25 protein-coding genes are annotated in these 26,302 nt (G+C 61.4%); 19 read left to right on the forward strand and 6 right to left on the reverse strand.

Annotated features, from left to right (window positions below; genetic code table 11):
• Positions 1-271: 271 nt before the first annotated feature.
• Positions 272-1,117, reverse strand: a complete 846-nt coding sequence (locus MPC4_RS02140) for a xanthine dehydrogenase (protein ID WP_174511045.1) — start codon at positions 1,115-1,117, stop codon at positions 272-274.
• A gap of 68 nt (positions 1,118-1,185) precedes the next feature.
• Here MPC4_RS02140 and MPC4_RS02145 point away from each other — a divergent pair, with 68 nt between their 5' ends.
• Both MPC4_RS02145 and nifA read left to right on the forward strand, forming a co-directional pair.
• Positions 1,186-1,425, forward strand: coding sequence for a hypothetical protein (locus tag MPC4_RS02145; protein WP_174511046.1), 240 nt, complete (start codon positions 1,186-1,188; stop codon positions 1,423-1,425).
• Entirely contained in the window at positions 1,425-3,173 is a 1,749-nt protein-coding gene (gene nifA / locus MPC4_RS02150; protein ID WP_174511047.1) for a nif-specific transcriptional activator NifA, read from the forward strand. Before MPC4_RS02145 ends, nifA begins: the two co-directional genes overlap by 1 nt.
• 388 nt (positions 3,174-3,561) lie before the next feature.
• Here nifA and MPC4_RS02155 read toward each other — a convergent pair whose 3' ends face one another.
• The 4 genes from MPC4_RS02155 to mscL all read right to left on the reverse strand — a co-directional run bounded on the left by MPC4_RS02155 (position 3,562) and on the right by mscL (position 5,985).
• Entirely contained in the window at positions 3,562-4,152 is a 591-nt protein-coding gene (locus tag MPC4_RS02155) for a hypothetical protein (protein ID WP_174511097.1), read from the reverse strand.
• On the reverse strand, positions 4,136-4,561 hold the full coding sequence (locus MPC4_RS02160) for a group II truncated hemoglobin (protein WP_174511048.1): 426 nt from the start codon (positions 4,559-4,561) through the stop codon (positions 4,136-4,138). Before MPC4_RS02160 ends, MPC4_RS02155 begins: the two co-directional genes overlap by 17 nt.
• 275 nt (positions 4,562-4,836) lie before the next feature.
• The gene (irr, locus tag MPC4_RS02165; protein ID WP_174511049.1) at positions 4,837-5,319 is read right to left on the reverse strand and encodes a Fur family transcriptional regulator Irr; all 483 of its coding nucleotides are present in this window, start codon (positions 5,317-5,319) and stop codon (positions 4,837-4,839) included.
• A gap of 258 nt (positions 5,320-5,577) precedes the next feature.
• Positions 5,578-5,985, reverse strand: coding sequence for a large conductance mechanosensitive channel protein MscL (mscL, locus tag MPC4_RS02170; RefSeq protein WP_174511050.1), 408 nt, complete (start codon positions 5,983-5,985; stop codon positions 5,578-5,580).
• Between the two features lie 311 nt (positions 5,986-6,296).
• Between mscL and MPC4_RS02175 the strand changes: the two genes are divergently transcribed.
• From MPC4_RS02175 to MPC4_RS02250, 16 genes are all read left to right on the forward strand, one after another.
• Positions 6,297-6,512, forward strand: coding sequence for a hypothetical protein (locus MPC4_RS02175; RefSeq protein ID WP_134489450.1), 216 nt, complete (start codon positions 6,297-6,299; stop codon positions 6,510-6,512).
• A gap of 235 nt (positions 6,513-6,747) precedes the next feature.
• Positions 6,748-7,221, forward strand: a complete 474-nt coding sequence (locus MPC4_RS02180) for a formate dehydrogenase subunit gamma (RefSeq protein WP_244605783.1) — start codon at positions 6,748-6,750, stop codon at positions 7,219-7,221.
• Positions 7,218-8,768: a formate dehydrogenase beta subunit gene (locus MPC4_RS02185; RefSeq protein ID WP_174511051.1), complete on the forward strand. Its 1,551-nt coding sequence runs from the start codon at positions 7,218-7,220 to the stop codon at positions 8,766-8,768. Before MPC4_RS02180 ends, MPC4_RS02185 begins: the two co-directional genes overlap by 4 nt.
• Positions 8,769-8,779: 11 nt before the next feature.
• The gene (gene fdhF / locus MPC4_RS02190) at positions 8,780-11,626 is read left to right on the forward strand and encodes a formate dehydrogenase subunit alpha (protein ID WP_174511052.1); all 2,847 of its coding nucleotides are present in this window, start codon (positions 8,780-8,782) and stop codon (positions 11,624-11,626) included.
• The gene (gene fdhD / locus MPC4_RS02195; RefSeq protein ID WP_174511053.1) at positions 11,623-12,480 is read left to right on the forward strand and encodes a formate dehydrogenase accessory sulfurtransferase FdhD; all 858 of its coding nucleotides are present in this window, start codon (positions 11,623-11,625) and stop codon (positions 12,478-12,480) included. The genes fdhF and fdhD overlap by 4 nt, the downstream gene beginning before the upstream one ends.
• On the forward strand, positions 12,470-12,712 hold the full coding sequence (locus tag MPC4_RS02200; protein ID WP_134489441.1) for a formate dehydrogenase subunit delta: 243 nt from the start codon (positions 12,470-12,472) through the stop codon (positions 12,710-12,712). The genes fdhD and MPC4_RS02200 overlap by 11 nt, the downstream gene beginning before the upstream one ends.
• Before the next feature lie 359 nt (positions 12,713-13,071).
• Complete coding sequence (gene ccoN, locus MPC4_RS02205) at positions 13,072-14,739, forward strand: cytochrome-c oxidase, cbb3-type subunit I (RefSeq protein WP_134489439.1); 1,668 nt, start codon at positions 13,072-13,074, stop codon at positions 14,737-14,739.
• A gap of 12 nt (positions 14,740-14,751) precedes the next feature.
• On the forward strand, positions 14,752-15,519 hold the full coding sequence (gene ccoO / locus MPC4_RS02210) for a cytochrome-c oxidase, cbb3-type subunit II (RefSeq protein WP_134489437.1): 768 nt from the start codon (positions 14,752-14,754) through the stop codon (positions 15,517-15,519).
• A 9-nt stretch (positions 15,520-15,528) separates the two neighbouring features.
• Positions 15,529-15,681, forward strand: a complete 153-nt coding sequence (locus MPC4_RS02215) for a cbb3-type cytochrome c oxidase subunit 3 (RefSeq protein ID WP_174511054.1) — start codon at positions 15,529-15,531, stop codon at positions 15,679-15,681.
• A 4-nt stretch (positions 15,682-15,685) separates the two neighbouring features.
• Positions 15,686-16,570: a cytochrome-c oxidase, cbb3-type subunit III gene (gene ccoP, locus MPC4_RS02220; protein WP_134489433.1), complete on the forward strand. Its 885-nt coding sequence runs from the start codon at positions 15,686-15,688 to the stop codon at positions 16,568-16,570.
• 35 nt (positions 16,571-16,605) lie between these two features.
• A complete protein-coding gene (gene ccoG / locus MPC4_RS02225) occupies positions 16,606-18,054 on the forward strand; it encodes a cytochrome c oxidase accessory protein CcoG (RefSeq protein WP_174511055.1) in 1,449 nt (482 codons plus the stop codon).
• Positions 18,055-18,072: 18 nt separating this feature from the next.
• Positions 18,073-18,585, forward strand: coding sequence for a FixH family protein (locus MPC4_RS02230; protein ID WP_174511056.1), 513 nt, complete (start codon positions 18,073-18,075; stop codon positions 18,583-18,585).
• A 113-nt stretch (positions 18,586-18,698) separates the two neighbouring features.
• The gene (locus MPC4_RS02235; RefSeq protein ID WP_174511057.1) at positions 18,699-20,957 is read left to right on the forward strand and encodes a heavy metal translocating P-type ATPase; all 2,259 of its coding nucleotides are present in this window, start codon (positions 18,699-18,701) and stop codon (positions 20,955-20,957) included.
• Positions 20,954-21,103, forward strand: coding sequence for a cbb3-type cytochrome oxidase assembly protein CcoS (gene ccoS, locus MPC4_RS02240; protein WP_134489425.1), 150 nt, complete (start codon positions 20,954-20,956; stop codon positions 21,101-21,103). The genes MPC4_RS02235 and ccoS overlap by 4 nt, the downstream gene beginning before the upstream one ends.
• Positions 21,100-22,203: an MFS transporter gene (locus MPC4_RS02245; RefSeq protein WP_174511058.1), complete on the forward strand. Its 1,104-nt coding sequence runs from the start codon at positions 21,100-21,102 to the stop codon at positions 22,201-22,203. The genes ccoS and MPC4_RS02245 overlap by 4 nt, the downstream gene beginning before the upstream one ends.
• Before the next feature lie 90 nt (positions 22,204-22,293).
• Entirely contained in the window at positions 22,294-22,482 is a 189-nt protein-coding gene (locus MPC4_RS02250; RefSeq protein WP_174511059.1) for a hypothetical protein, read from the forward strand.
• Between the two features lie 107 nt (positions 22,483-22,589).
• Here MPC4_RS02250 and MPC4_RS02255 read toward each other — a convergent pair whose 3' ends face one another.
• Positions 22,590-23,471: a glycosyltransferase family 2 protein gene (locus MPC4_RS02255; protein ID WP_174511060.1), complete on the reverse strand. Its 882-nt coding sequence runs from the start codon at positions 23,469-23,471 to the stop codon at positions 22,590-22,592.
• Positions 23,472-23,665: 194 nt separating this feature from the next.
• On the opposite strand from MPC4_RS02255, the gene uvrB reads away from it, so the two are divergent.
• The gene (gene uvrB / locus MPC4_RS02260) at positions 23,666-26,290 is read left to right on the forward strand and encodes an excinuclease ABC subunit UvrB (protein WP_174511061.1); all 2,625 of its coding nucleotides are present in this window, start codon (positions 23,666-23,668) and stop codon (positions 26,288-26,290) included.
• The last annotated feature ends 12 nt before the right edge of the window (positions 26,291-26,302 follow it).

A 26,302-nucleotide genomic window follows, 5' to 3' on the forward strand; every position in this document is an offset into this window, starting at 1 on the left:
ATTTGCAGAAAGCGGACAGCCGGAAAGCAACAGTCGCGGGCGGAAAGCATGGATAAAGCGTGGCGATCATGCGTCAATGATCTGCGTCAAATTCGCTCGGGGTTTTGGATCTGGGGCGCCCGGCGGTTTTCTCCGACGCCTCATGTCCGCGTGGCCGCGAATGCGGTGGCGCCGTCGCCGGGCCTACGGGCTTGCTTCGGGCGCGGAGTGAGAAATCAGCGGCGGCGGATGATTATGCCGATGCACAATGGAAAATCTGGGGGGCGATGGCCTATGGCGATCTTTGGGAAATCGCGGAGTTGCTCTTTTCTCTGCGGTCAACGTAATCCTGAATGACGCGCATCACGGCGCTCGCCGTTGATCGTCCGGCTTTGTCCATTCCCGTCCAAATCGCCTGGCGCGTTCTCGGCTCGACCTCGGCCAGAATGTCGCCTTCCACAACTTCGCTTCCGTCGCGCGCGACGCCGACAAGAATGCCGTCGATCAATGCGCTGACGGGCGCGCCATGAACATGGCCGACGACAAATCCGCGGAATGCGCGGGAGCCGAGGTCGACGGCCGTTTGCCAAAGACCGCGGCTATCGGCGTAGACGAAGCGTTCCAATAGTCTGCGCGGCTCCCTCGCGTCCCCGCCGACGGGGATGGCGGCCCTCCGCGAAGGCGCCGACAGAGCGACGTCGCAGTTGACGCCGCTCGCGAAGCCGGGGCCGAGCCCGATCGCGAACCGCGCCAGATTCCTGAGATCAGGCCTCTGTGCGGGCCCTTGCAGTCTGGCGTCGATGATAAGATCAAGGCGGCGAAGGACTAAAAGATCCGAAAGTCCGAGCGGCGTTATAGCGACGACATTGGCGCGCGAGAGCGCTGAGAGCACTTCCAAACTCGTCTCGACGCGCTCGGCGGAAATTTCGTCGATCGCCGCGTGATCGCCGAACAGGGCGCCGTGGAACGACATCCCGCGTTTGAAAACGGGAGGGCTTGGATCATGCGAGAGGACGACCCCGCAGCCGTTACGGTGAAGATAGACGGCGATGGCCGAGGCGATTTCATTGGCCCCGAGAATCACGGCGAAGGGTTTTGGCGACAGGGCGTGCGTTAGAAAATGCGAATGGTCGCTCATGCCCAAGTCCTCCACCAGCCGCTTAGCAAACGATGGGCCAATGCCCTTTTGCGCGGCAGGCGGGCGTTTTGTCGCAGAGGAAGGACATCGATCTGATCGACGGCTATATGCAAATAGATGGAGCGCTTAAGGCGGAAGCCGTTGATTTCAGGCTGTCGCAAAACAGACAAACCTGCCGCCGCAAGTCTGCGCCTGCTTCGATGTGCAGACACGCTTTGGCTGAAATGTCAGCTTGTGTACAAAACGGCATGTATTTTGCTGTGCAACATCATAAGAATGTTTTTCATCCTGATCGAAGGCGAATGTGATGGGCGAACAGCCAATCTTCACGACCAATGTCGCCGCCGTCCGCGCGACCGACCCTGGTGAGACAACCCTTGTCGGCGTCTATGAAATTTCAAAGCTGCTCGCCTCCGTCAACCGATTGGAGGTCAATCTGGCGGGAGTGCTTGGATTGATGTCGAGTTTCCTCGACATGCGCCACGGACTGATCGCTCTGCTCGACAAGACGGGCAAGCCGGAGATCGTCGTTGGGTCCGGCTGGTCGGAAAACAACGCCAAAGTCTATTTCGACCGCTTGCCCGAACGCGCCATCGGGCAGATCGTCACGACAAAAATGCCTCTCGTCGTCGAAAGCGTCCATTCCTCGCCGTTATTTGCGGGCTCGGACCTCTCGGCGTGGGGACCGAAGGATGGTCAGCCGTTTTCTCTCATTGGCGTCCCGATCAAGGACGGCGAAGATGTCGTTGGCACACTGACGGTCGATCGCGTCTTTACCAGCCGCACCAATGTCCGCTTTGATCACGATGTCCGCTTTCTGACAATGATCGCCAATCTTGTCGGACAGACGCTTCGCCTGCAAAAACTCGTCGCGCGCGATCGCGAGCGGCTCATGCAGGAAAATGCGCGCCTCGAAAAAAGCAACCGTCCTCGGTCCTCTGAGGTGAAATTCAGCGGCATAGAGGGAATCGTCGGCGACAGCCCATCGGTGCGCGCCGTCGTCAAAAAAATCAGGATCGTCGCCAAGAGCAGATCGACGGTGCTGTTGCGCGGCGAATCAGGCACAGGCAAGGAAATGTTTGCCGCCGCGATCCACAATCTGTCGCCGCGGCAATCGAAGCCTTTCGTTAAGCTGAATTGCGCGGCGTTGCCGGAGAGCGTGCTGGAATCGGAGCTGTTCGGGCATGAGCGAGGCGCTTTCACGGGCGCCATAACCATGCGCAAGGGGCGCTTCGAGCTCGCCGACGGCGGCACGCTGTTCCTCGATGAAATCGGCGATATTTCAGCGCCCTTTCAGGCCAAGCTCCTCCGCGTGCTGCAGGAAGGCGAGTTCGAACGCGTCGGCGGCATGCGGCCGATCAAGGTCGATGTGCGGCTCGTTTGCGCGACCAACAGGAATCTTGAGGACGCCGTGAAGCGCGGCGAATTTCGCGCGGATCTTTATTATCGCATCAATGTGGTTCCGATTTTCCTGCCGCCACTTCGTGAGCGCGAGGGCGATCTGTTGCCGCTCGCCAATGAATTCCTGAGACGATTCAACACGGAACAAAAATCCGAGATGTCGCTGACGGCGTCGGCGCTCGCGGTGCTGTCACAGTGCAAGTTTCCGGGCAACATCCGTGAGCTGGAGAATTGTGTTCGCCGGACGGCGACCCTGGCGCAGAGCGACTTGATCGAAGACAGCGACTTCGCCTGCCGCAACGATGGCTGTCTGTCCGCCATTTTGTGGAAAGGCGCTGAAACGCCACAGCAGGTGGGCGTTATCCAGGCGCTGCGTCCCATGTCTCTGCCGGAGGAGGCGTCGATCGACTCCCACGTCGTCGAGGCGCCTGTAGCGGCGCCTTTGTCTGCGCCTCCCTCCGCGCCTCTCTCATCGCCCAGCGCGGAAAGCTGGACGGGGGGTGATTCTGATCATCGCTCAGATCGGGAGAAGATCATCGACGCGATGGAACGGGCAGGTTGGGTCAAGGCCAAAGCGGCGCGCATTCTTGGTTTGACGCCAAGGCAGATCGGCTACGCGCTGCGCAAACACAACATCCGGGTCAAAAAATTCTAAAGCTGCGGAGATCCGCTCATCCGAACGAGGACGGCGCAACAAAGTCCTCGCGCCAAAACGATGGCAAATCGCGTTTTGAGGCCGTCTTCGCCGAGGCGTTTTGTGCCGGAACGAATTGACGCCAGCTGAAGCGATTTCTGATTGATCGAATGATTCCATTCGATCGGAAAGCGCTCTGGAGCCGGATGACTGGGACGGAATCCCAACGCGATTCCGTCCGAAGTCTCAAATCCGTTTCTCATCAATACGTCAGTGCATGATGTGGTCTGAAAACCGGCGGGCGCAGTTGCGGCCTCGGCCCTTCGCCCGGAGGGAAACAAGTCAGGCCGAGGACGAAGCGAGGTTTCCGCTTTTTGGCGTCGCGCTCCAGGACGGAAGCGGCTGGGAACTAGACGGGTCTGTGCTCGTAGCGGTTGCGGATCGGTCCCATCCGCTCGACGCCTTGTGCGAAAGTTATCGGGTCAAACTTCGCATCAAACTTTAGCGCCGCCTCCGCCACAGCGTCGGTCTTTCCGCCGACGCTTAGCTTTTTGAGATCCGTCTTATCGAGATTGAGCAGTTCGAGCAGCTCGTTATAGACGGTCGATTCGTCAAGCGGCAGAACGTAGAACGGCACGTCGCCGATTTCGACCCGATATTTGCTCAGGAGGTCGATGTTGTTGCAGAAGGCGAAATATTTCCCCTCGGGCGTCAGCTTGCCATGGAGAACCTCGGCGAGAGCTTGCAAATGTTCAAAAGACAAGAGGTAGGCGGCCAGAAATGGAATGGTCGGCTTGCCGGCGTCGGCGACGGCGATGACCTGTTCGGTGGTCAGTTCCGGCGGGCGCTTTTCATCGGCGAATTGCTGCGCGAACTTCAAAGCGATTTCCCCGCGATAACCGAAGCGGCCGGGCTTGTCGGTCGGTCCCTTGAGGACGGCGTTGAGGAGCCGGCCTTCGGCGTCGAGCGATCCGAATGGCGTTTCAGCGATGCTTGTCATGTTCATTTTCCAAATCGTTGCGAAGCCAATCGGCTAGTTTGTGGAAGGCGCCCTTCAGTCGATCTCGGAGGTTTGCCTCCGTCACCACCTCATCAAGCGCCGCATTCATGCAGGCGAGCCATGCGTCCCGCTCGGCGGGACCGATTGGAATACGCATATGCCGCTGCCGCAGCCGCGGATGACCGCGTTGCTTCGAGTACTCCGCGGGGCCGCCGAGCCATTCGCCGAGGTAGAGTTTGAGGATATTTTTGGTCGGTTCGAGATCTGCCGCGTGCATGGCGCGGATGTCTCGCGCGTCCGCGCGCGAATCCATGTTTCGATAAAAGGCCTCGACGAGGCGATCGATGGCTGGGGCGCCTCCGATCACCTCGAAGTCTGAACTGGGCTTTTGTGCGACTTCGAGTTCCATGGCGAAAAAAGAGCAAAGCCTATGCCAACACTCCTGATACAGAGGAGTGTGACGCCTCGATATGACAGGTGATGCGAGATTTACAGCATGATCGGAGAGCGCGTTCTTTGAAGCAGATCAATTGCCATCGCTATTATTCTTTTCATGCGCGGTGTCACTGAAGTGCGCGCGTCAATTATATGCTTTTGATCCTGGTTCTGCTCGCTCAAGACTTTGGAACAATGTCGGAAATCGAACAAACCGACAATTGCAATTGTCATGACAATGGTCCGGCCTTACTTGGGCTGGTCGATTTTCCGCACGCGGACGATCAGATCGGCGCCGATGATTTCCATCCCGTCAGGTGGCGAGGGCAGGCCGAGGACGCCGATAGCCTCCGGGGGGATATCCACGAGATCGTCTTCATTCTCGACAAGGAAATGATAATGCGGCCCCGTATTGGTGTCATACCAGGTTCGCGACCCTTGCAACGCGATTTCACGCAGCAGCCCCACGGCGGTGAACTGATTCAAAGCGTTGTAGATCGTCGCAAGGGAGATCGGCGGGCGCGCCTGCTTTGCTTCCGCGTGCAGCTTTTCGGCGGTGACGTGGCGGTCTCCACTCGCGAACAAAAGCGCGCCCAGCGCCATGCGCTGACGCGTCGGCCGCAAGCCCGCGCCGCGCAGCTTGCTCCGAAGCTTTGCGTTGAATTCCCGAGCTTTGGGGTCGATGGCGGGGGCCGGTCGGAAAATGGGCCGGGGCGCGACTTGCGAATTCATGAGCGACAGCCTTGAAGTTGGCGATAGCAAGCGCATGGCTCGCGATGCATTGTCGGATTCCTGTCACAATATACGCGGAGCGACAGGCTTTTCGTTTCGTTCAGCACGCTTCATGCCAGGGATTTGCCACATCGGCGTTTCGCCTGGCGCAGCGCATTTTCTTTTTCATATCGCAATCCAGGCGCGCGGTGATCCATCCCGGCTTGTCCGAAAATTGACATTGTGTCTCGACGCCAGCAGTCGCCATTGCGTCGGGGGTCATTGCCTTTTCGCCAGGAGATCGCGGATTTCGCGCAGCAGGATCTCCTGTTTTGGCGGCTCGTCAGAGGCGGGCTTTGGTTTCGGCGTGACCTTGTTGACCGCTTTGACGATGAGAAACAGCACAAACGCCACGATGAGGAAGTTGATGAGAAGCGTAATGAAATTGCCATAGGCGAGGGTCGCTCCTGCCTGCCGCGCCAGAGCGAGGGTCGGCTCCGGCTCGCCCGAGAGCTGGATATAGAGATTGGAAAAATCGACGCCGCCCGTAATCCGGCCGACGATAGGCATAATGATGTCATTGACCAGCGACTGGACCAGTCCGCTGAAGGCCGCGCCGATGATGAAACCGATCGCGAGATCAATCAGATTGCCCCGGAGCGCGAATTCCTTAAACTCTTTCAGCATAGTCCCGTCTCGAATTGCTATGCCGCGCCAGATGACGAAGGGCGCGGCGATCTCTTCAACTAACGAAGGCGGCGCGGGCAAAGTTCATCAAATCGTCCGTGAGGGCGAGGTCAACGGCCGATTCACATGTGATGCGCCCTGGCCGTCCAAGCAAGAGGCGCTCGAACCCAGGCCCAAAGACAAATCATAGGGATGCAACGAAGACGCATTAGGCTATGATGGCTGGCGCCCCAAAGGGCGCCGTAATAAGAAAACCGACGTCTGGAAACGCTCGCGGTTCACTCACGGGCCGCGACTCGAGGAGAATTTCTATGAAGATAATGATTTTCAGCGCTTTTGCGGCCCTGATCGTCGCCGGAGCGATGATCGCCTCGGTTGAGGAAGCGGGAGCCGTTGTCTGCGCGCGCGGCGTTTATCGCGCCGGCTGCGCCGGGGTGCGCGGCGCCGCCGTCGTCAGGCGTCCTGTCGTCGTCGCGCCGCATCGCGCGGTCGTGGTTCGTCCTCGAGGCGCGGTCATTGTGCGGTAAGCGCCCTCTGACATAGAGAAATCTCTCCGCGATCCCGCTTGCTTACGCAAGCGCGATCGCGGCCGGGCCCCGAGGCGAGAATGCTCCGCTCAAGCATTGAGGCGAAGCTGCCTTTGGCGCTGGAAAATCCCCTTCATCTATAGATGGTCTCTATCGAGCGACAAAACTGCGGCATTGATCTTTCGGTCCCGTCACGCCACCTTCTGCTTACAAAGAACAGAAGATGGGTGGATGTATGGCTGAGGCGGCCCTTTGGAACGCAACCCGCGCCGCGGAGATCGTCAGCGAACACGTAGGTCTCGAGGGTCCATTGCTTCCGATTCTTCATGCCTTGCAGGAAGAATTCGGCCATGTCGGCGACGCCGCGGCCCCGCTGATCGCTGAAGCCCTGAACCTGAGCCGCGCCGAAGTGCATGGCGTCATCACCTTTTATCATGATTTTCGTCACGAGCCCGCCGCCAGACACGTTCTGAAGCTTTGCCGTGGCGAATCCTGCCAGAGCATGGGCAGCGAGGCGCTGGCGCGAAACTTTCTCGCTGGGCTCGGCATTGACTGGCATGAGTCGAGCGCTGATGGAAGCCTGACCGTCGAGCCTGTCTATTGCCTCGGTCTTTGCGCCTCTTCGCCGGCGGCGATGCTCGATGGAGAGCCGCTTGCGCGGCTCGATGATGATAGCCTGGCGGAAGCCGTGGATTCGGTGCGCCAATGACAAAAATCTTCATACCGAAAGACGTCGCGGCTCTCGCGGTCGGCGCGGACAGGATTGCCGCCAAGGTCGCGGCCGAGGCGCAGGCGCGCGGGCAGTCGGTCGAGATCGTCCGCACAGGCTCGCGGGGCATGTTCTTTTTGGAGCCGCTGATCGAGGTCGAGACCGAGCGCGGCCGCATCGGCTATGGTCCTGTCAAAGTCTCCGACGTCGCCGCGCTGTTCGACGCGGGGTTGATGTCGGGCGGGGACCATCCTCTGCGCATCGGCCGGACAGAGGATCATCCATTCTTCATCCGGCAGACGCGTCTGACTTTTGCGCGCTGCGGCGTCATCGATCCGGTGTCGCTTGCCGATTACGCCGCCCACGAGGGCTGGCGCGGGCTTGCCCGGGCGATCGAGATCGGACCGGCTTCGACCATCGCCGAGGTCACGAAGTCCGGCCTGCGCGGCCGCGGCGGCGCGGGCTTTCCCACCGGAATCAAATGGAAGACCGTCGCCGATGCGCCGGCGGACCGCCGCTATATCGTCTGTAACGCCGACGAGGGCGACAGCGGAACCTTCGCCGATCGCATGATCATGGAAGGCGATCCTTTCGCCCTGATCGAAGGGATGACGATCGCCGCCATCGCCGTCGGCGCCAGCAAGGGCTATGTCTATTGCCGCTCCGAATATCCGCACGCGGCGAAAACCTTTTCGCAGGCCCTCGATGTCGCGCGCGCTGGCGGGTATCTTGGCGCGGACATTCTCGGCTCCGGGCATGCCTTCGACATTGAGTTGCGCATGGGCGCCGGCGCCTATGTCTGCGGCGAGGAGACGGCGCTGCTCGAAAGCCTCGAGGGCAAGCGCGGCATCGTGCGCGCAAAGCCGCCGCTGCCGGCGCATAAGGGTCTGTTCGGCCGGCCGACGGTGGTCAATAACGTCCTGTCGCTCGTAGCTGTGCCGACAGTTCTGGACAAGGGCGCTGAATTCTACGCGGGGTTTGGCATGGGCCGCTCGCGCGGGACAATGCCGCTGCAGATCGCGGGAAATGTTCGCTACGGAGGCCTGTTCGAGACAGCTTTCGGCCTGACCCTTGGCGAGATCGTCGAGGAAATCGGCGGCGGAACGGCGTCCGGGCGGCCGGTGCGCGCGGTTCAATGCGGCGGCCCGCTTGGCGCTTATTTTCCCGTCTCGCTGTTCGACACGCCCTTCGACTATGAGGCCTTCGCCGCCCGCGACGGGCTCATCGGGCATGGTGGCCTCGTCGTTTTCGACGACACGGTCGATATGGCGCAGATGGCGCGTTTCGCGATGGAGTTCTGCGCGATTGAGAGCTGCGGCAAGTGCACGCCCTGCCGCATCGGCTCGACGCGCGGCGTCGAGGTCATCGACCGAATCGTCGGCGGCGTCAAGGGAGCTGAAAATATCGCTCTCCTTGAAGACCTTTGTCAGACCATGAAGTTCGGGTCGCTTTGCGCGCTCGGAGGCTTTGCGCCCTATCCGGTGCTGAGCGCGCTTCATCATTTCCCTGAAGATTTTGCGCCGCGCCATGCGCTTGCGGCCGAGTGAGGACGATCGCCATGTCCCTTATCAATGAGGTCGATTACGGCACCCCGGCCGCAAAATCGGAGAAAATGGTCACGCTGACGATCGACGGCGTCGAGGTGACGGCGCCCGAAGGCACGTCGATCATGCGCGCGGCGATGGAGATGGGCACCGAGATTCCCAAACTCTGCGCGACCGACATGCTTGAATCCTTCGGCTCCTGCCGCCTCTGCCTTGTCGAGATCAAGGGCCGCAACGGCACGCCGGCCTCGTGCACCACGCCGATCGCGCCGGGCATGGTCGTTCAAACCCAGACGCCGCGTCTCAAAGCTCTGCGCAAAGGCGTCATGGAGCTTTATATCTCGGACCATCCGCTCGATTGCCTGACCTGCGCCGCCAATGGCGACTGCGAATTGCAGACCCAGGCCGGCGCCGTCGGCCTGCGCGATGTCCGCTATGGTTACGAGGGGGCAAACCATCTTGATTCCGTCAAGGATCAGTCGAACCCCTATTTCACCTATGATCCGGCCAAATGCATCGTCTGCAATCGCTGCGTGCGAGCCTGCGAGGAAGTGCAGGGCACTTTCGCGCTGACCATAGACGGCCGTGGGTTCGAGAGCCGCGTCGCCGCGGGGCAGGATGAATCCTTCCTTGCGTCCGAGTGCGTGTCCTGCGGCGCCTGCGTGCAGGCCTGTCCGACGGCGACCTTGATGGAAAAGACGGTGATCGAATCCGGCTTGCCGGAGCATTCGGCCGTCACGACCTGCGCTTATTGCGGCGTGGGCTGCACCTTCAAGGCGGAAATGCGCGGCGAAGAGCTCGTCCGCATGCTTCCTTATAAGGATGGCAAGGCGAACCACGGCCATTCCTGCGTCAAGGGCCGCTTCGCATGGGGCTACGCCACGCATCGCGACCGCATTCTGAATCCGATGATCCGCGCCTCGATCGATGATCCGTGGCGCGAGGTTTCGTGGGAAGAGGCGATTAGCCACGCCGCCTCGGAGTTCAAGCGCATTCAGGCTCAACATGGCAGACGCGCCATTGGCGGGATCACCTCGTCGCGCTGCACCAATGAAGAGACCTATCTCGTTCAGAAGCTCATCCGGGGCGGCTTCGGCAATAATAATGTCGACACCTGCGCGCGGGTCTGTCATTCGCCGACCGGCTACGGGCTGAATACCGCTTTCGGCACGTCGGCTGGGACGCAGGATTTCGACTCAGTCGAATACACCGACGTCATGCTGATCATCGGCGCCAATCCGACCGACGCCCATCCGGTGTTCGGCTCCCGCATGAAGAAAAGGCTGCGCGAAGGGGCAAGGCTTATCGTCATCGATCCGCGGCGCATCGACCTTGTCCGCACGCCGCATGTCGAGGCTGACTACCATCTGGCTTTGAAGCCGGGCTCCAACGTCGCCGTGGTGACCGCGCTCGCTCATGTCATCGTCACCGAAGGACTGGTCAACGAGGCCTTCGTGCGGGAACGCTGCGACTGGTCGGAGTTCCAGGACTGGGCGGCCTTTGTTTCGGAGGCCCGCAACAGTCCGGAAGAAGTCGAGAAAGTGTCGGGCGTACCGGCCGGGCTCATTCGCGGCGCGGCGCGGCTTTACGCGACGGGCGGCAACGCCTCCATCTTTTATGGACTTGGCGTCACCGAGCACAGCCAGGGCTCGACGACGGTGCTCGCCATCGCCAATCTTGCGATGGCGACCGGAAATCTCGGCCGGGAAGGCGTCGGCGTCAATCCATTGCGCGGACAGAACAACGTCCAGGGCGCCTGCGACATGGGCTCCTTCCCGCATGAATTCGCTGGCTACCGGCATGTGTCGGACAATGCGACGCGTCTCGTCTATGAAAGCCTCTGGGGCGTCGAAATCGACCATGAGCCCGGCCTTCGAATCCCCAACATGCTCGACGCCGCCGTCGGGGGCGAATTCCGCGGCATTTATATCCAGGGCGAGGACATTCTTCAGTCGGACCCGGACACGCATCATGTCGCGGCTGGACTAAAGGCGATGGAATGCGTCGTCGTGCAGGATCTGTTTCTGAATGAGACGGCGAATTACGCTCACGTCTTCCTGCCGGGTTCGACATTCCTTGAAAAGGACGGCACCTTCACCAATGCGGAGCGGCGCATCCAGCGCATCCGCAAAGTGATGAGCCCGAAAAACGGCTACGGCGACTGGGAGATCACGATGCTGCTCTCCAACGCAATGGGCTTCGAAATGAATTATGCCCATCCGGGCGAGATCATGGATGAGGTCGCTCGGACAACGCCAAGCTTTGCCGGTGTTTCCTTTGAGAAACTCGATGAATTGGGCTCGATCCAATGGCCTTGCAACGAAGCTGCGCCGGAAGGGACCCCGGTCATGCACATTGGCGGGTTTTCACGCGGCAAGGGCAAGTTCGTCATTACTGAATACATCGCGACGGACGAGCGGACAGGGCCGCGCTTCCCGCTGTTGCTGACGACGGGACGCATCCTCAGTCATTATAATGTGGGGGCGCAGACGCGGCGCACGGAGAATGTCGCCTGGCATCCCGAAGATCTCCTCGAAATTCATCCCCATGACGCCGAATTACGAGGGATCAACGATGGCGAATGGGTGAAGCTGCACAGCCGCGCCGGCGAAACCACGTTGCGCGCTCTGATCACCGAACGCGTCGCGCCCGGAGTGGTCTATACGACTTTCCACCATCCGGTGACGCAGGCGAATGTGGTCACGACCGATTTCTCCGATTGGGCGACGAATTGTCCTGAATTCAAGGTGACGGCGGTTCAGGTCTCGCGCTCCAACGGGCCGAGCGACTGGCAGGAGAGCTATCGCAAGCAGGCCGAGCAGAGCCGTCGCATTCTCCAAACGGTAGACGCGGCCGAATGAGCAATCTCGATTGCGATTCCGTCTTTGAAGCTGAACCGCCGCCGCCGGCGGTCAGCGTCCGGTGCCTTGCACAGAAAGGCGGGCGTCTCGTCCCTTCCGTGCGTTCGGCCCCGGAGGAAACGGCGATCGCCTTCACTTTCAACGGCCTCACCCACGCCGTGATGATGGCGACCCCGTCGGATCTCGAGGATTTTGCGATCGGATTCGCGCTGACGGAGGGGTTGATCGACGATCCAGCGGATATTGCGAGCCTCGAGATCGTTGCTACGCGGCTTGGCGTCGAACTTCGCGCCTGGCTGGCTGACGACCGCGCGAAAACCTATTCAGCGCGTCGGCGCAGCATGGCCGGTCCGACCGGATGCGGGCTCTGTGGCATCGAGAGTCTCGAAGAAGCCGTGCGTTCCGCGCCGCCGGTCGCCGGCGGAGGGCCTTTCCAGTACGGCGACATCAGCACGGCGATGGACGCGCTGCCCCTCGGCCAAAGCCTTTATGCGCAGACCCATGCGGTTCATGCCGCGGCATTTTGGACGCCCGGCGAAGGGCTGCTCGCCCTGCGAGAGGATGTCGGACGCCATAATGCACTGGATAAGCTTGCCGGCGCGCTTCGCCGCGGCAAGCATTCCGCGAAGGACGGCCTCGTTCTTTTGACGAGCCGGGTTTCGATAGAACTGATCCAGAAAGCGGCGCGGATGGGAGCTCCGGCAATCGTCGCGGTCTCCGCGCCGACAGCGGCGGCGATTCGTCTCGCCGAGGCTTGCGGCATGACCTTGATCGCCGTCGCGCGGGCAGGGGAGTTCGAGATTTTCACCCATCCACGACGCATCACCGACCGAGCAATGCCCAATGTCGCCTGACAGACTGATATACATGGCCAATCAGATCGGGAAATATTTCTCGTCTCAAAGACATACGGATCCGGCAGCCGGCATCGCCGACCACCTCGCCAAGTTCTGGGATCCGAGCATGCGGGCGAAGATCATCGAGCACCTGGAGCACGGCGGCGCCGGACTTGACCTCGACGTCAAGAGCGCCGTTCGGCTGCTTGCCGCGCGGGATCCGTCGCGATCCGCCGATTCCGCCGCTTGATAAACAGGCCGCCGCGAACGGCGACATGGAACGACGCCATCCAGGAATCACTGGATGGAAGGCGGGCGCGTCTTCGGCGCTGATGTGTCGAAGGCGCCTCGGCTCTCCAGTGGGACACAGCGCCGCTGGCCCCTAAGACAGATGGCGTAGTACAACCGATCTGGCTATCGTAACGCCTCTGGCGGCAAGCAAATCCCGCCCGCGTTCCCGCATAGGCGACGTTTTGGCGCGGATCGCGTTTGATTTGCATCATTGCCTCTGCGCAAAACTTTCTCCTAAAGTGCGCTCCAGCTTGCCGGAGCGGTCTACGTCCGGCATGCGCCATTTGTTTTGTGCACGCTGCGAACGGGACGCTATCCATGTCACAAACGCTTTCTCCGGCCAAAAGCTTAACGTTCGGCGAGATTGGCCTGACGATCGCACTTGGCGTTTTGACGCTGTTGACGGCTTTTATCGCCCTCAAAGCGTGGACGCCCGCCTACGCCTTCCACATGGTGTTGCTTTGCTTCGCAAGCGTCCTTGGCATCTACGGCATCTTTCAACGCTACAAGCTCCGCGACGCCGCTCCGCCGCCGCAAACGATTGATGATCGTCCGAACTACAATTTCGGCCCTGTCAAATTCTCTACCGTCGCGGCCATTCTTTGGGGTGTTGCCGGCTTCTCCGTCGGGGTCTATATCGCGCTCGAGCTGGCGTTCCCCGGATTGAATATCGCTCAGTGGGTCAACTTCGGCCGGCTGCGGCCGCTGCATACCTCGGCGGTCATCTTCGCTTTTGGCGGCAACGTCCTGCTGGCGACGTCTCTTTATGTGGTGCAGCGCACCTCGCGCGCAAGGCTCGCCGGCGATCTTGCGCCATGGTTCGTCGTTCTCGGCTACAATGTATTCATCGTGATCGCTGGCACGGGCTATCTCCTCGGCATTACCCACTCAAAGGAATATGCCGAGCCCGAATGGTACGCCGACATTCTTCTCGTCGCCGTCTGGTTGACCTATTTCGCGGTTTTTCTCGGCACGATCATGAAGCGGGTCGAGCCGCATATCTATGTCGCCAACTGGTTTTATCTGGCGTTCATCATCACGATCGCCGTCTTGGTTCTCGGAAACAACGCGGCGATTCCGGTGTCGATCTACTCGCCGAAATCCTACATCGTCTGGTCAGGCGTGCAGGATGCGATGATCCAGTGGTGGTACGGGCATAACGCCGTCGGATTCTTCCTCACGGCAGCCTTTCTCGGCATTATGTATTATTTCGTTCCGAAGCGCGCAGAGCGCCCCGTCTATTCCTATCGGCTGTCCATCATTCATTTCTGGGCCCTGATCTTCCTCTATATCTGGGCCGGCCCGCATCATCTGCACTATACGGCCCTGCCGGATTGGGCGCAGACCCTCGGGATGACAATGTCGATCATCCTCTGGATGCCCTCATGGGGCGGCATGATCAACGGCATGTTGACGCTCTCGGGAGCCTGGGACAAGCTTAGAACCGATCCCGTGCTGCGCATGCTCGTCGTCTCCATCGCCTTTTACGGAATGTCGACATTCGAAGGCCCCTTGATGTCGATCAAGGTCGTCAACTCGCTGAGCCACTACACCGACTGGGGTATCGGCCATGTGCATTCGGGTAGTCTCGGCTGGGTCGGCTACGTCTCCTTCGGCGCTCTCTACTGCCTCGTTCCGTGGTTGTGGAATCGCAAGGGTCTCTACTCACTGAAGCTGGTCAACTGGCACTTCTGGATCTCGACAATCGGCATTGTCTTCTACATTTCGGCAATGTGGGTCGCGGGCATCATGCAGGGGTTGATGTGGCGGGCCTATACGTCGCTCGGCTTCCTTGAATATTCCTTCATCGAGACGACCGAAGCCCTGCATCCAATGTATGTGATTCGCGCGCTCGGCGGTTTCCTCTATCTCGTTGGCGCTATCATCATGGCCTACAACCTGTTCAAGACCATTGCTTCGCCGGATGCTCAAGCCGTGCCGGAATCAAGGCCATCGCCGCAACCCAGCCTTGCTCCGGCCGAGTAGGAGATCAACATCGTGTCTTCAACCCAACCAAGCCCCGCGCCAAGGCCCTCGTTATGGGATCGCCATGCGATCTTCGAGAAGAATTCGATCATCCTGGTCATAGGCATATTGATCGTGATTTCAATCGGCGGGCTCGTCGAAGTCGTTCCTCTTTTCTACCTGAAGAGCACCATCGAAAAGGTGGATGGCGTGCGTCCGAAGACGCCGCTTGAACTCGCTGGTTTCGACATCTATGTGCGCGAGGGTTGCTATCTCTGCCACTCGCAGATGATCCGCGCCCTGCGCGATGAGGTGGAGCGCTACGGCCACTATTCGCTCGCGGCCGAGAGCATGTATGATCATCCGTTCCAATGGGGCTCGAAACGCAACGGCCCGGATATAGCACGGATCGGCGGCAAATATTCGGACGATTGGCACCGGGATCATTTGCGCGACCCGCGGTCGGTCGTGCCCGCGTCGATTATGCCGTCCTACGGCTTTCTTGAGGAAACGCCGCTCGACGCTTCGCACATCGCCGAGAATATGAAAACGCTTGCGATGACGGGGGTGCCCTATACGCAAGAGATGATCGACAAGGCGCAAGACGATCTGAAGGCTCAGGGAACCGCTGATGATCCCAACGCCGCCGCCTTGCAGGCGCGCTATCCGAAGGCGGTGGCTCACGATCTCGGCGCCGACAAGCACCCTCTGACGGAGGCCGACGCGGTGATCGCCTATCTGCAGCAGCTTGGAACGCAGGTTGATTTCAAGATCTACGACGACAAAGCCAACATCCGGTGAGGCGCGATCATGTCCACATATGAGATTTTGCGGGAGTTCGCGGCCGGCTGGGGCACCATCTATTTCGCGCTGATTTTCTTCATCGCGCTGGTTTACGCTTTGCTGCCATCGAAGCGCGAAGCTTTCGATGAAGCTTCCCGTATTCCGCTGAGAGAGGATTGAGCCCGTGGCAGATCATGCACATGTCGGCGAAGTCGACGCCACGACCGGAAGGACGACGACTGGCCACGATTGGGATGGCATCAAGGAGCTCAACACGCCGTTGCCTCGGTGGTGGCTCTACACCCTCTACGCCTGTATCGTGTGGGCGATCGGGTATTGGATTTTATACCCTGCGTGGCCGTGGTTCGGCGGCGCGACGCCGGGCCTGCTCGGCTGGAGTTCGCGGGCGAGCGTCGCGGGCGAAGTCGCAGCCCTGCGGGACGCGCGGAGCGCCATGAACGACAAGCTCGCCGCGGCTTCGCTCCAGGACATCGAAAAGACGCCGGAGCTGCTGGCCTTCGCACGGGCGGAGGGCGGCGCGGCCTTTGCGCAGAACTGCTCGCCCTGTCATGGCGCCGGCGGCCAGGGCTCAAGGGGATATCCCAATCTCAACGCCGACCGTTGGCTTTGGGGCGGCACGCTGGAGCAGATCCAGACGACGATCACGCATGGCGCTCGCTGGGCCGCCGATCCTGACACGCACAGCACCATGATGCCGGCCTTTGGTCGCGACGGCCTTCTGAACAAGGCGGAGATGTCCGACGTCGCCGACTACGTCCGCACTCTCTCAGGTCACACGCCGGACCAGGGAGCCGATCTTGCCAAGGGCAAGCAATTGTTCATGGACAATTGCTCGCCGTGTCATGGCGAAGACGGTAAGGGCAATATCGAAATGGGAGCGGCGAATCTGACGACGCAAGTGTGGCTCTACGGCTCGACGAAAGCAGACATCCTGAACCGTATCCAAAACGGAGGGGGCGGCATTATGCCTGCTTGGCAGGGGCGGCTCGATCCGACAACGATCAAGGCGCTCACGGTGTTTGTGCACACACTGGGCGGCGGCAAATAGGCCGCCTCGCTTTTTCAAACAAATGAAGTCGCCAAATGACGCAAATTCATGCGAGCAATGATCTTCCTGAAGACATACCGCTCTATGCATCGGCTCCGAAGGTCTATCCGCAAAGCGTTCATGGCACATATAGGAGGATCAAATGGATTCTCCTCTTCATTACGCTAGGCATATACTACTTCCTGCCCTTCGTTCGCTGGGATCGTGGCCCCGATGCGCCGAATCAGGCAGTGCTGGTCGACTTCGCGCATCGGAAGTTCTATTTCTTCGCCATCGAGATCTGGCCCCAGGAGGTTTACTACGTCACGGGGTTGCTGATCCTCGCGGCGATGGTTCTATTCCTCATGAACGCCCTCGCGGGCCGCGTATGGTGCGGCTATCTCTGTCCGCAGACGGTCTGGACCGACCTGTTCTTCTGGACTGAGCGCCTGTTCGAGGGCGATCGCCGCGAACGCATGCATAATGACGCTGGGCCGTGGACGGCTCGACGGGTGCGGCAAAAGGTCCTCAAACATACGACCTGGCTGCTGATCGCCTGGTGGACCGGCGGCGCCTGGATTCTTTATTTCAATGATGCGCCGACGATTGTGCATCAACTGGCGACCTTCCAGGCCGCGCCGGCGGCTTTGATCTGGATCGTCCTTCTCACAAGCTCGACCTATGTCCTTGCCGGATTCATGCGCGAGCAGGTTTGTGTTTACATGTGTCCGTGGCCGCGCATTCAGGCGGCCTTGACCGATGAGAATGCGCTAAACGTAACCTACCGCTATGATCGCGGGGAGCCGCGCACCTCATTCAAGAAATCCAGCGTTCTGCGGGCGCATGGCGAAAAGGCCGGCGATTGCGTCGACTGCGGCCAGTGCGTCGCAGTCTGTCCAACCGGCGTCGACATCCGCAACGGGCCGAACCTCGGCTGTATCCAGTGCGGCCTCTGCATCGACGCCTGCGACAGCGTGATGAAGAAGATCGACCGGCCGCCGCGCCTCATAGCCTATGATACGGACGTCAACCTCGGCCGGCGGCTGGCGGGCAAGACGCCGGTGTACAACCTTGTGCGAAGCCGGACAGTCTTCTACGCGGCTGTGATCGCCCTCGTTGGCGGCGTCATGCTCGTCACTCTGATCGGCCGGCAGAACATGAGCGTGAACGTAATGCACGATCGCAACCCGATGTTCGTCAGGACTGCAGACGGTTCGATCCGCAACGCCTTGACCGCGCATATCGTCAATCGTGAATCGGCGACGCGCCGGTTTACGATCCAGGTCGAACGCCCGAGCGGCGCTGCGATAAGCGTGATTGGCGTCGGTGAGACGCAAGGCGCGCCGATCATCGAGGTCGGTCCCGATCAGGTTCGGGAGCTGCGCGTTCTCGTCACCGTGCCATCTAGCGCAAATCCGCCGCCGAGCCAGCAACTCGCATTCAAAATCACCGATGTTTCGACGGGTAGCGCCGTCACCGCGACGGATAATTTCTTCGCGCCGTGAGCTCAAGGGAGGCGATCAATGTCCAGCCAGGATCTTTTCTCCGACGCAGCTCCAGGACGACCGCTGACGGGCCGGAAGGTTCTCGCGATCACGGTCGGTTGTTTCGGCGTCGTTTTCGCCGTCAATGGGCTTATGGCCTATGACGCAATCTCGACGTTCCGCGGCGAAGTCGAAGCCAGCCCTTACGAGCATGGGCTTGCGTATGAAAAGGACATTTTAGCCGCGCAGGCTCAGGCCGCGCTGGGCTGGAACGTTTCGGAACATCTGGCGCGCGACAGCGCGGGCGAAGCGACGATCGAGGTTCGGGTGATTGATCGTTCAGGAACGGCCGTGTCGGGGCTCGGCGTCACGACCGGGTTCGATTCGCCGGCGGATAAGCGGTTCGATGCGGATGTGTCGTTGATCGAAGCTGAGCCCGGCGTCTATCGGGGGCGCCTTAATGCGACCCCAGGCCAATGGGACGTCATTCTTGAAGCCGCGCGTGACGGCGAACGCGTCTTCAAATCGAAGAATCGGGTCGCTCTACAATAGGCGCGGCCCAGAGAGAAAATGCACGCCTTTGTGTGGGCGGCGGTCAAAAAGAGACGCACTGTCGCGAAAAGGCGTAATCTTTTCGGATCGGGAGCATGCGATAAGAGAAAATCATGACCGAGGCGCTCGATCTTACCGCTTTTGTTCAATGTCTGGATGATGGCGCGATGCGGATGGACTTCGCGGTCGAGGGCATTGATGGGGCGGACTCGATCCACGTCATCGAAGCGGCGCTCTCAAAGCTGCCCGGCCTGACGAAAGCCCGCGTCAATTTAACCGAGCGCCGTCTGGCCGTGGAGTGGAGCTGGACGCGGTTCGACCCGGCCTTGGTCGTCGAAACGCTGGGGCCGCTCGGCTATCGCGCCCATCCGTTCGCGCCCCGCGCCGCTGAAGAGGATGTCGAAGCGGCGAAGGCGCGATGGCTTCTGCGCTGCCTCGCCGTCGCAGCCTTCGCGGCGATGAACGTCATGCTGCTGTCGGTCGCCGTTTGGGCCGGGAACGTCAGCGACATCACGCCCGAAACGCGCGACTTCTTTCATTGGCTGTCCGGCCTCATCGTCCTGCCGGCGGCGGCTTTCGCTGGCCAACCGTTTTTCCGCAGCGCAATCCGCGCCGTCCGGGCGCGATCGCTCAACATGGATGTGCCGATTTCGCTCGGCATTTTTCTGGCATTGACGATGTCGGTGTTTGAAACGGCGCGCCATTCCGAGCATGCCTATTTCGACAGCGCGATCATGCTGCTCGTCTTTCTTCTTGCCGGCCGCTACCTCGACCAGGCGATGCGCCGCAAGACGCGCTCCTACGCGGCCAATCTGTCGGCCCTGCGGACGCCGACCGCCTCCCGCATCGAGGCCAACGGCGAAATCGCCTATGTCCCCGCGGTCGCGCTCAAGGCGGGCGACATCGTGCTGGTCCGGCCGGGCGAGCGCGTTCCGGTTGACGGGCTGATCATCGAAGGCCGGTCGGAGGTCGACCAGAGTTTCGTCACCGGCGAGACAACTCCAGCGGCGGTTTCGACCGGCAGCGAAGCATATGCCGGCACATTGAATTTTGGCGGCGTTCTGCGCATTCGCGTGCGCGCGGCCGGGGCAGGGACGCTGCTTGATGAGATCGAACGGCTGATGGACGGAGCGGCGGCGCAAAAGACCCGCTATCTGCGCCTGGCCGATCGGGCGGCGCGGCTCTACGCGCCCGTCGTCCATTCGATGGCGGCGTTGACCGCGGTTTTCTGGCTGCTCGCCGGCGCATCGGCCCATGACGCAATCATCACAGCGATCGCTGTGCTCATCATCACATGTCCCTGCGCGCTGGCGCTCGCCGTGCCAGCCGTCCAGGTGGTCGCCGCCGGCGCTCTGTTCCGCTCAAAGGTGCTGCTGACCGCGGGGGATGCGATCGAACGCATCGCGGGCGTCGACATGATCGTATTCGACAAGACCGGGACCCTGACCTTGCCGGAACTTGGCGTCGACGGCGTCGATGAAGCGCCGGCAGCCGTGATTGAACTCGCCGCTCGGCTCGCGCTGGCGAGCCATCATCCGCTTTCACGGGCCTTGACGGTCCTCGCGACGGAGAAAACGCCAATTAACGGCGCGCAGGAGATTTCAGGCGCCGGCGTCAGGGCGGTGATCGACGGAGTGGAGGCGCGTCTCGGCTCGCCGGAGTTTTGCGACCTCGAGGCGGAAGCCGCGCGCGCCAGGCAATCGCATCCAGAATCATCCCTCATCGCCTTCCGGCGCGGCGCGGCGACCGCTGTCTTTCGCATCCGGCAAAAGCTTCGTCCAGACGCCGCCGCCGTCATGGCTTTACTGCGGGCGCGCGGCCTGCCGATCGTGATTCTCTCCGGAGACGCCGCGCCCGCGGTCAAGGCCTGCGCGCAAGCGCTCGGCGTCACCGAGTGGCGCGCGGACATGCGCCCCGGCGACAAGATCGCCTATTTGGCCGACCTCAAAGCGCAGGGCCGCAAGCCGATGATGGTTGGCGACGGCATGAACGACGCGCCGGCGCTCGCCGCAGCCCATGCCTCCCTGTCGCCGATCACCGCGTCCGGGCTTGCCCAGGCGGCCGCCGATGCGCTGTTCATCGGCGACCAGCTTGCGCCCGTCGCGGCGACGATCGAGATTTCGCGCCGCGCCACGGCGCTCATGCGTCAAAATCTCGGCTTCGCAGTGCTCTATAACCTCGTCGCGGTGCCGCTTGCGATGGCCGGCATGGTGACGCCATTGATCGCCGCCGCGGCGATGTCCGGCTCGTCGATCACAGTGACGCTCAATGCGCTGCGCGCCAGCGGCGCCGCCGCCAGGATGGCGGCGTCTCGCAATTCGCCGGTGGCGGCGGCGCCCCGCCGGCCGCGGCTCAACGAGGCCCTGCCATGACGATTTTGTTGTTTCTTGTGCCGTTGGCCTTGCTGCTCGGTTTTGTCGGCCTTAGCGGATTTTTATGGGCGCTCCGCAGCGGGCAGTATGAAGATCTCGATGGAGCAGCCGTGCGCGTTCTGTCCGACGATGATATCGCGCCGTGAGCGCCGTTCGCGGCCGGGCCGGATTGCTCGCCTGTTCCTGCGACTTCGATCTACCAGATGAAGCGCCGCGGGGCGCGGGATCGCCGTCGCTCGCGCTGATCGCGGCGGGGTTCAGCTTTTCCATATTGGCTCAGGCCCTCGCGTTCGCCGCTCTGCCGATTGCCGGGGCGATTCTCGCGCCGTCGCCCGCCGCGACGACTGCGCCTGTCGTGCTGATGCTGGCGGGAGCCGCGCTCTCGACCTTTCCAGCCTCGTTTCTCACCGGCCTTTTCGGGCGTCGTTCGGCCTTCGCGCTTGGCGCCAGCCTCGGAGTCGCCGGCGCCGCCATAGGCGCGTGGGGTGTTGCGTCGGGTCAGTTCGCGGGCCTTTGTCTCGGCGCTTTCTGGCTGGGGACGGCGCAGGGCTTTGGCCTTTTCTACCGGCACGCGGTGGGGTCGAGCCCCCGCGCGATCGCGCTCGTTCTCGGTTCTGCGAGCCTTGCCGCTTTTGCCGCGCCCGCCGTCGTCGGGATCGCGCAAGCTCTGGTTGGGCCGCTCGCCCCGGCGGGAGCGTTGATCGGCGCGGGTCTGGCGCAGGTCTGCGTCCTTATGCTGGCGGCGCCATTGCCGTCCGCGATCGAACTTGGCGAAGGCGAGCGGCGCTGGAGGCAAGATACGCCTGGCTTTATCGCCGTTACCGTGGCGGCGGCTCTCGCCTGGTTCGGCATGATGTTGCTGATGACCGGCGCGCCGCTGGCGATGGCCGGGTGCGGCCTGGGCCTTGGCGCCGCCTCGAGCGGGATCGCATGGCATGTTCTGGCGATGTATGCGCCCGCCGCCGTGATCGGAGCCTCCGGGTGGCGCCCACCCGCCGCGCCGACGACGTTTTTTGGGCTTGGTCTGCTGGCGATCGGATGCGTCTTGGTGCGTCTGCAAACCAGCGCCGGCGGTTTTGATCTCGCGCTGATCGTCGGCGGATGCGGCTGGTCGCTGGCGACGCTTGGCGCGACGCAGTGGATTCACGCGCGCGGCGAGCCGCCTCGCGCCCTGCTGGCGCTGCATGATTTTGCGCTCTTTGCAGGAGCGGTCGCCGGCGCGATGGCGGTGACCGTCTTCGCTTGAAGCCCGCTGCGCGATCAGGCGGAAAATCCTGCCCCGCTCCAGATCATGCTCTAAGATAAGCTTAGGCTCATTAGCGATTCGGACAATTCCATGCGCTTCAGACTCTCGCCGCCAGGCTTTCCTATTTTTCTTGTTTCGGTGGTCCTGGCGGCGCTGGCCATTGCAACGCTTTACTGGCGTGTCCCGATCGTCGGTCATTATGTCAGCACGCATCGATTCTGGGTGCTGGGCGCGGCCTATGCGGCCTTGTTGCTTGGCGTTGTCATGGAGGGCCTCTGAGGCCGGGGCCGTGGCGTTTTCAGACTCCGGATTTTGGCGGAGAAATCACGAGATCAGGAGGGCAAAGACACTCCCTATTCAGGGTTTTCGCGGGCGCGTGGCTGGGCTCAATCGAGATCGAGAATGCGTGTCGGATGCAGCCGCCCACGCACCAGATCCAAAAGCGCGAGCGCATTGCCATAGGCGCGGCCGCGCCGGTCGACCCAAGGCTCCGGCCGCAGCATCTTGCCTGAGTTCGCCAGGAAATTGCGGGCCATATGATCCAAAGCAAGATTGAAACGAAACGTGCCCTTGCGCCAAAGGTAAAGCGGATTGGCGATTTGCGAATAGCCGTACCGCACCCCTGATGTGCGGCCGCCCTTATGGCCGAGGTGAACACCCACCATCCGAGCGTTTTTGACGATGCGTCCGTATGGCTTGAGTTGTCTGCATAGGTCGACGTCTTCCAGCCAGGCGTAAAGCGGCAGCGCCTCATCGAAGCGAAGCCCATTTTCGTAAACCGGCGCGAGGCGCACGGCCATGTTGCAGCCGTAAGCCGTGTACGTATCGGTGACGGGCCGCTCAATCGTCGCATCTTCGAAGGAGGCCAGCGCACCGAGTCCTGCGGCGACGTTCAGGCCCGGTCCCGAGGCGCCGTCGGCGATGATGTGTCCCGTCGCGGCGACGATCTCGGGCTGCGCAGTGAAGCATTGCTCAAGTTCGGCCAGATAAGAAGGAAACGCCAGGAAATCATCGTCGAAGAAAACCAGCACATCGAACGCGTGCGCCAAGTCGATGATCGCATTTCGCTGATGGCACAATCCGCGCGGGCCTTTGGCGACGAATACCGGAAAGGGCAAGCTCACGGCTTCGGCGGCGTCATAATCCGTCCGGTCAGCCGGACAGACAAAGACGCAATCGGGCAGACGAGACTGGCGCGAAAGTTCGCGCAATGTCTCTCTCAAAATGGCTGGACGGCCGGAAGTTGCAATTCCGACTGCGATTTTCAAGGATCGCTCCACGGGGTCTCCTTATCAAACGCGTCATAACGCGAATACAAAGTCGAGATTTCGCGTTAGAGTTGCGTAAGATAAAGGCAAGCGTGGGGCGACCCTGCGCGCTGAGCGTCACGACGGGGAACCCGGCTAAAATTTGACCGCGGAGGCCGGTTTATCCGGTGCGCTTTTCACCCCATATTGGAGCCATGTCCAAGCCGCCTCACTCGCCCACTAAATCAGGGAAGCCGAAAACGCCGCGCTCGAAGGCCTCCAGGCCCGACGTGCAGCCGTTGGGCGAGCACCTCGCCGCTCTCCTCAATCCGGCGCTGAACCAGCGCCATTCGGGTTTTTCCGAAGCGCCCGCGGCCGCCTATGAGGCAGAGCCTGTTTCGCGGATCGACGCCAAGCTCAAGGCTTCGCTCGGTCTCGACGATCTGGAGCAGCGGGCGCCCTCGGCCGCTCTTTATCAGCCGGATGGCGTGAGCGGCGCCGCGGCGACGATCGATTCGCTGAAAGATCTGCTTGAACGCGGCGACCCCAATCTGCGCGAGAAAAAGCCGTGGACGCCGCACCGCCCGGCGCGCCCCGACAAATCGGAGGGCGGCGTCCCGTTCAAGATCGTCTCCGAGTATGAGCCGAAAGGCGATCAGCCGGCGGCGATCGAAGAGCTCGTCAAGGGCATCGCAGCGCATGAGCGCGATCAGGTGCTGCTCGGCGTCACAGGTTCAGGCAAGACTTTCACCATGGCGCAGGTGATTGAGCGGACCAATCGCCCGGCGCTGGTTCTTGCGCCTAACAAAACTCTGGCGGCCCAGCTCTACGGTGAGTTCAAGAGCTTCTTTCCAGATAACGCTGTCGAGTATTTCGTTTCCTATTACGATTATTACCAGCCGGAAGCCTATGTGCCGCGCTCGGACACTTATATTGAGAAAGAGAGTTCGATCAACGAACAGATCGACCGCATGCGGCACGCGGCGACGCGCGCGCTGCTTGAGCGCGACGACGTCATCATCGTCGCCTCCGTCTCCTGCATCTACGGCATAGGGTCGGTCGAGACCTATACGGCGATGACCTTTACCGTGAAGGCGGGCGAGCGAATCGATCAGCGCCAGCTCATCGCCGATCTCGTCGCGCTGCAATATAAGCGTTCAGCCGGCGATTTCTCGCGCGGCGTTTTTCGCGTGCGCGGGGATACAATCGAACTGTTCCCCGCCCACTATGAAGATCGCGCATGGCGCATCAATTTCTTCGGCGATTCGATCGAGACGATCGCCGAATTCGATCCTCTGACCGGCAAGAAAACGCAGGATCTCGAATTCGTCAAAGTCTACGCCAATTCGCATTATGTGACGCCGCGGCCGACTCTTTTGCAGTCGATCAAGGGCATTAAATCCGAGCTGAAGCAGCGCCTTGGCGAGCTCAACGGCGCCGGCCGCCTGCTCGAAGCGCAAAGGCTCGAACAGCGCACGATATTCGATCTTGAAATGCTGGAGGCGACGGGCTCCTGCGCCGGCATCGAGAATTATTCGCGCTATCTCACCGGCCGGCGTCCCGGCGAGCCGCCGCCGACCCTGTTTGAATATCTGCCCGACAACGCTCTCGTATTCGCGGATGAATCCCACGTCACCGTGCCGCAGATCGGCGCCATGTATCGGGGCGACTTCCGGCGCAAGGCGACGCTCGCCGAATATGGCTTCCGGCTGCCCTCCTGCCTCGACAACAGGCCCTTGCGCTTCGAGGAATGGGAGGCGATGCGGCCCCAGACCGTGCATGTCTCGGCGACGCCGGGGACATGGGAGATGGAGCGCACGGGCGGCGTCTTCGTCGAGCAGGTTATTCGTCCGACCGGCCTCATCGACCCGCCGGTGGAGATCCGCCCGGCGCGCACGCAGGTCGATGATCTGCTCGGCGAGGTGCGGGAGGTCGCGCTGAGGGGCTATCGCAGCCTCATCACCGTTCTGACCAAAAGAATGGCCGAGGACCTCACCGAATATCTGCACGAACATGGCGTGCGCGTGCGCTACATGCATTCCGACATCGACACGATCGAGCGCATCGAGATCATTCGCGATCTGCGCCTTGGCGCCTTCGACGCGCTGGTCGGCATCAATCTTTTGCGCGAAGGTCTGGACATTCCAGAATGCAGCCTCGTCGCCATTCTCGACGCCGACAAGGAAGGGTTTTTGCGCAGCGAAACCTCGCTGGTGCAGACCATCGGCCGCGCGGCGCGCAATGTCGACGGCAAGGTCATTCTCTACGCCGATCATATGACCGGCTCGATGAACCGCGCCATCGCCGAAACCAACCGGCGGCGCGACAAGCAGATGGCTTATAACGCCGAACATGGCATCACGCCTGAATCGATCAAGCGCGGCATTCAGGACATCCTCGGCTCCGTCTATGAGCAGGATCATGTCACTGTCGACGCGGGATTTGCCGGGGCGCAGAATCTGGTCGGCCATAATTTCAAGGCGACCATCGCGGATCTTGAAAAGCGCATGCGCGCCGCGGCCGCTGATCTCGATTTCGAGACGGCCGCTCGCTTGCGCGATGAGTTAAAGAGGCTGCAGGCGGTCGAACTCGCCGTCTCCGACGATCCTATGGCGAGCCAGCGCGACGTCGAGTCCGAGGCCGGGTCCTATAAAGGCCAGCGCAAATATGGCGGCGCCGCGAACCTGCCGGCGAGCCGCCCGCACAAGCCGACCGACGACGAAATGGGGCCGCATAATTTCGGCGGCGGCGAGGCCAAGCCGAGGGCGGGCGCACGGCCGACGCCCCGCAGCGCGGCGGGGAAGGGCGGCACGCGGGCGTTCAAGGGGAAATCAAGGTGAGTGGGCGAAGCT

This window comes from Methylocella tundrae, assembly GCF_901905185.1.
Lineage (GTDB): Bacteria > Pseudomonadota > Alphaproteobacteria > Rhizobiales > Beijerinckiaceae > Methylocapsa > Methylocapsa tundrae.

What these genes read in the sequence shown, in the direction of transcription:
- MPC4_RS02140 (WP_174511045.1), bottom strand. Translation starts at nt 1,117, where the DNA reads ATGAGCGACCATTCGCATTTTCTAACGCACGCCCTGTCGCCAAAACCC.
- nifA (WP_174511047.1), top strand. Translation starts at nt 1,425, where the DNA reads ATGGGCGAACAGCCAATCTTCACGACCAATGTCGCCGCCGTCCGCGCG.
- MPC4_RS02155 (WP_174511097.1), bottom strand. Translation starts at nt 4,152, where the DNA reads ATGACAAGCATCGCTGAAACGCCATTCGGATCGCTCGACGCCGAAGGC.
- MPC4_RS02160 (WP_174511048.1), bottom strand. Translation starts at nt 4,561, where the DNA reads ATGGAACTCGAAGTCGCACAAAAGCCCAGTTCAGACTTCGAGGTGATC.
- irr (WP_174511049.1), bottom strand. Translation starts at nt 5,319, where the DNA reads ATGAATTCGCAAGTCGCGCCCCGGCCCATTTTCCGACCGGCCCCCGCC.
- mscL (WP_174511050.1), bottom strand. Translation starts at nt 5,985, where the DNA reads ATGCTGAAAGAGTTTAAGGAATTCGCGCTCCGGGGCAATCTGATTGAT.
- MPC4_RS02175 (WP_134489450.1), top strand. Translation starts at nt 6,297, where the DNA reads ATGAAGATAATGATTTTCAGCGCTTTTGCGGCCCTGATCGTCGCCGGA.
- MPC4_RS02180 (WP_244605783.1), top strand. Translation starts at nt 6,748, where the DNA reads ATGGCTGAGGCGGCCCTTTGGAACGCAACCCGCGCCGCGGAGATCGTC.
- MPC4_RS02185 (WP_174511051.1), top strand. Translation starts at nt 7,218, where the DNA reads ATGACAAAAATCTTCATACCGAAAGACGTCGCGGCTCTCGCGGTCGGC.
- fdhF (WP_174511052.1), top strand. Translation starts at nt 8,780, where the DNA reads ATGTCCCTTATCAATGAGGTCGATTACGGCACCCCGGCCGCAAAATCG.
- fdhD (WP_174511053.1), top strand. Translation starts at nt 11,623, where the DNA reads ATGAGCAATCTCGATTGCGATTCCGTCTTTGAAGCTGAACCGCCGCCG.
- MPC4_RS02200 (WP_134489441.1), top strand. Translation starts at nt 12,470, where the DNA reads ATGTCGCCTGACAGACTGATATACATGGCCAATCAGATCGGGAAATAT.
- ccoN (WP_134489439.1), top strand. Translation starts at nt 13,072, where the DNA reads ATGTCACAAACGCTTTCTCCGGCCAAAAGCTTAACGTTCGGCGAGATT.
- MPC4_RS02215 (WP_174511054.1), top strand. Translation starts at nt 15,529, where the DNA reads ATGTCCACATATGAGATTTTGCGGGAGTTCGCGGCCGGCTGGGGCACC.
- ccoG (WP_174511055.1), top strand. Translation starts at nt 16,606, where the DNA reads ATGACGCAAATTCATGCGAGCAATGATCTTCCTGAAGACATACCGCTC.
- MPC4_RS02230 (WP_174511056.1), top strand. Translation starts at nt 18,073, where the DNA reads ATGTCCAGCCAGGATCTTTTCTCCGACGCAGCTCCAGGACGACCGCTG.
- MPC4_RS02235 (WP_174511057.1), top strand. Translation starts at nt 18,699, where the DNA reads ATGACCGAGGCGCTCGATCTTACCGCTTTTGTTCAATGTCTGGATGAT.
- ccoS (WP_134489425.1), top strand. Translation starts at nt 20,954, where the DNA reads ATGACGATTTTGTTGTTTCTTGTGCCGTTGGCCTTGCTGCTCGGTTTT.
- MPC4_RS02250 (WP_174511059.1), top strand. Translation starts at nt 22,294, where the DNA reads ATGCGCTTCAGACTCTCGCCGCCAGGCTTTCCTATTTTTCTTGTTTCG.
- uvrB (WP_174511061.1), top strand. Translation starts at nt 23,666, where the DNA reads ATGTCCAAGCCGCCTCACTCGCCCACTAAATCAGGGAAGCCGAAAACG.